Consider the following 3,745-nt stretch of genomic DNA (forward strand, 5'->3'; position numbering starts at 1 on the left):
TAATGATTATGTTCATTGGTTCAATAACATTCGAATTCACGGAACACTAGGCTATTTAACGCCTGTGGAATTCAAGAATAGGTCCTTATAAAGGTTGTCCAGTTTTGTGTTGACATTCCACTATTTAAAACAAGATACCTGACAAGATTATTATGATGCATCGTACATAATCTACTATTATATTAAGTAATTTTTAGATCTGTTACAGATAATTCCACATTAACTAAAAATATGTTACTATAAAATTAATTTTTAACGTCAAAAGGAAGGAGACAAAATTTGAAAAACGTTTTATATTTTATTGTAGGGATAATGATTATTCTTATCGTGTTATGGTTTTTAACTTATGTTAAATAAATATCCGCCTGTAAAACAGGCGGTTTAGTTAATACCCTATAATGGCTTCTTACCAACTGCCCCTAAAGGGGCTTTTTTAATTGACCGTCAACCGTATTTGTTCTCTAATCTCGTTTAAATGGGTCTATATATTCTCTACGCGTCATTTGATCACGTAATCGATCTTCAGCTTCTTGTTCCCTCATATATTTTGCTACCGCTTTTTCGTTAGACCTACTGTAGTGACATAATATCCTTTTGCCCAAAACGATCGATTTTCGTATTTATATTTCAAATTTGCATGTCTATCGTGAATCATTAAAGAACTCTTTCCTTTTAAATATCCAACGAATTGTGATATGGATAATTTTGGAGGAATTTTAACCAGTATATGTATATGATCTGGCTTGCATGTCCTTCTAATAGTTCTAAGTCTTTCATTTCACATAGACGTCCTAAAATCGCTCCGATTTCTTTTCTTAATTCACCACGGATTACTTTCCTCCTATATTTTGGTATAAAAGCCATGTGATACTTACAATTCCATCTTGTGTGTAATAAACTATTGTGAACTGCACCCCACTTGTTAGACACATCTACAAGTGGAGATACAGTTTTTTTATGACTAAATTTACTAACGAGATAAAATTGGCTATTATATAAGGTTTTAATCCAACTATGATTTCACAAAAAGAATATGCGTTACAGATAGGTGTTACAAGAGCGCAACTTCAATTTTGGTTAAAATTATATGAATTACATTGAGAAGATGGCTTTAAGAATCCCTATACAAATTATCCCGTACCATTTAAACTAAGTGTACTTAATTACATGGTTCAATCTTGTGCGTCACTAATGGATACAGCAGCTCTTTTTAAAATTTCTAGCTATGCAATGGTGTATAGTTGGCAAAAGCAAATGGAGAACGGTGGTTTAGATGCCCTTGAACCAAGGTCAAAGAGGCGTCCATCCGTGAAAAAGAAACGCACGAACAAACAACCAAAACCAATAGAAGGCTCACCTGAAGCACTTCAAGCAGAAATCAATTGTCTACGTATGGAAAATGAGTATTTAAAAAAGTTGAACGCCTTAGTTCAAGCCAAGGAAAAATCACCAAAGAAGAGAAAGTAAAGGTCATCTATGAATTAATGCATAAATACTCGGTGAAGGCGCTTGTGTCATTCGCAGAAATTCCACGTAGCATGTACTATGATTTAGTAAAAAGATGAATCGACTAGATTCAGATGCCGAGTTAAAGGCCGAGATTCAAGGTATTTATAACGAACATGAAGGACGTTATGGCTATCGTCGTATTTGTGACGAACTAGCGAATCGTGGGTAAAAAGTGTATCATAAGAAGGTTCAGTGCATCATGAAAGAACATGGTTAAAAATGTATAGTTCGCATGAAGTAATATAAATCGTATAAAGGGAAAGTTGGCAAAATTGCGGATAATATTTTAAACCGTAACTTTAAAGCCGAAGCGCCGAATGAGAAATGGGTAACGGACATTACGGAGTTTAAACTTTTTGGTGAAAAGCTCTATTTATCGCCTGTTTTAGACCTGTTTAACGGAGAAATTATCACGTATACAATTGGCTCTAGACCCACGTATCTACTTGTTTCAGAGATGCGGGAAAGGCTTTAGCACGTTTACCAAAGGAACACAAACTTCTAATTCATTCCGATCAAGGCGGGCACTATCAGATGAAACAATATCTCCATGCCCTAAAGGCAAGAGGCGTTTTGCAAAGTATGTCGCGTAAAGGAAATTGTCATAATAACTCGGTGATGAAGAATTTCTTTGGGATTATGAAGTCTGAATTCCTTTACTTAAAGGAATTTGAAAGTGTCGAGCAGTTTAAACAGGAACTAGAAAAATACATGTATTATTACAACACGAAACGTATCAAGGCAAAATTAAAATTGAGTCCAGTGCAATACCGAACTCAATTTACCCAGCTGCCTAGATGAAATAACCGTGTCTAACTTTTAGGGATTACTTCAATCTCTCTGCTTTTTTATTATTTAGAACTTTCTCCAACTACTTGCCCAATCATCACGGCTTGATACCGCTTTCCAGTATTTAACTGATGGTTTTGCTTTGATATACAAATCTAAATTGGCGCTTAAAAAGCCCAATGAACCCGTTGAGGATAATGTCCATTGATAACCACCATATCCGTAACCACCTGAGACATATTTATTTGTATATCCTACATTAGTAGTCCATATTGATGGGTTATAGTTTTTGTGTGATTTTTCTATATCGTATACTTGTAATGCTACTGAACTACTGGATGTTCCGTTTGATTGGTAAATCATTCGGATTTGGTATTTAGAAACGGTAACACCAAGTATCTCCATTTCACACACAGCCCAAGGTGTTGTTATTTTATATGTAGCCATAGGCGTTATTAATCTATTATTAAATCCTACTTCATTAATTTGTTTTGAAATAAATTCAACATCTACTTTTTGTCCACTCTCTAATTCTACTTCAATTTCTTCGTCTATTGCTTTTTGAGCCTCGGAGTTGATTTTAAGAAAATTTTCTGGTTTTAGTGCCTCAAGATACAATTTTTGTTCTTCTTCACTTAAAGATAAAAATTCATCTAAAGTTTCTTTTGCTTCTTCAGAATCATCATTTTCTAAATATTCTACATAACTTTCTACAGATGAAATTTGCTTTAGACCCTCATTTTCTGCTGCATCTACTATTAACATTCGGAACTAAAATTGTCGATGCTAGTAATAATGTAAATAAGCTTAAAACTAGTTTTTTCATATGTACCTCCTAGTTAATTTTTTTTACCTTTTTATAATAACATAAAATTGTATGTTATGTTAATTTTTCCCATTTAATAGAGAAGTTAACACCTCTTAAATAAAATTAATCTAAGCCTATAAAAATTATAAAAAAGTTAGTTAATAAAATGGTCTAACTTAGAGTGACATAAGTGCTGTAATTGGCAAATTTAAATACTGAATTTACCTCCACAATAACTGCATAACCAATACATCACTTCTTGCATATGCTAGTGTGGAGCTCGAAAAACTGTTAATGAAAATAGTTTTCAAAAGTTTTCATATTAACGAGAAACCTCGATTATAATCCTCTATGATAGCATTACTTTAGAAAAAGATTTATCTATTAATGGTTATGGCTATTACCCATTTCATCTGGGTTAGTGATTTCTGGAGAGGTGCTAATTCTGAAATATGTATACTATACTAGTTCAAATGATAAGAATAAGCAGATACAAAGGTAGCTTTTTGAGATGTAATGGAATGTCAACACAAAACCGGACAACCTTTATAAGGACCTATTCTTGAATTCCACAGGCGTTAAATAGCCTAGTGTTCCGTGAATTCGAATGTTATTGAACCAATGAACATAATCATTAAG

The 3,745-nt window shown here is 33.3% G+C and carries 3 protein-coding genes and 2 pseudogenes; 2 read left to right on the forward strand and 3 right to left on the reverse strand.

All coding sequences use genetic code 11. From position 1 onward, the window contains the following. Nucleotides 1-91 (forward strand): IS3 family transposase (locus EC501_RS18115; protein WP_148037831.1); only part of this gene is annotated, 91 nt, incomplete at its 5' end. Nucleotides 92-461: 370 nt separating this feature from the next. On the opposite strand, the pseudogene tnpA reads toward EC501_RS18115, so the two are convergent. Further along, a pseudogene (gene tnpA / locus EC501_RS18120) lies at nt 462-864 on the reverse strand (IS200/IS605 family transposase). A 150-nt stretch (nt 865-1,014) separates the two neighbouring features. On the opposite strand from tnpA, the pseudogene EC501_RS18125 reads away from it, so the two are divergent. Further along, nucleotides 1,015-2,310: pseudogene (locus tag EC501_RS18125) on the forward strand (IS3 family transposase). Nucleotides 2,311-2,364: 54 nt separating this feature from the next. On the opposite strand, the gene EC501_RS18130 reads toward EC501_RS18125, so the two are convergent. Both EC501_RS18130 and EC501_RS18135 read right to left on the reverse strand, forming a co-directional pair. Further along, entirely contained in the window at nt 2,365-3,063 is a 699-nt protein-coding gene (locus EC501_RS18130) for a hypothetical protein (RefSeq protein WP_122973737.1), read from the reverse strand. Between the two features lie 589 nt (nt 3,064-3,652). Next, nucleotides 3,653-3,745: IS3 family transposase (locus tag EC501_RS18135; protein ID WP_148037845.1), on the reverse strand; the 93-nt coding region annotated here is incomplete at its 5' end.

The organism is Lysinibacillus halotolerans (genome assembly GCF_003711845.1).
Taxonomy (GTDB): domain Bacteria; phylum Bacillota; class Bacilli; order Bacillales_A; family Planococcaceae; genus Ureibacillus; species Ureibacillus halotolerans.

Bases quoted from the DNA above. Each gene is read 5' to 3' on its own strand.
- EC501_RS18130 (WP_122973737.1), bottom strand. From the start codon at position 3,063: ATGTTAATAGTAGATGCAGCAGAAAATGAGGGTCTAAAGCAAATTTCA.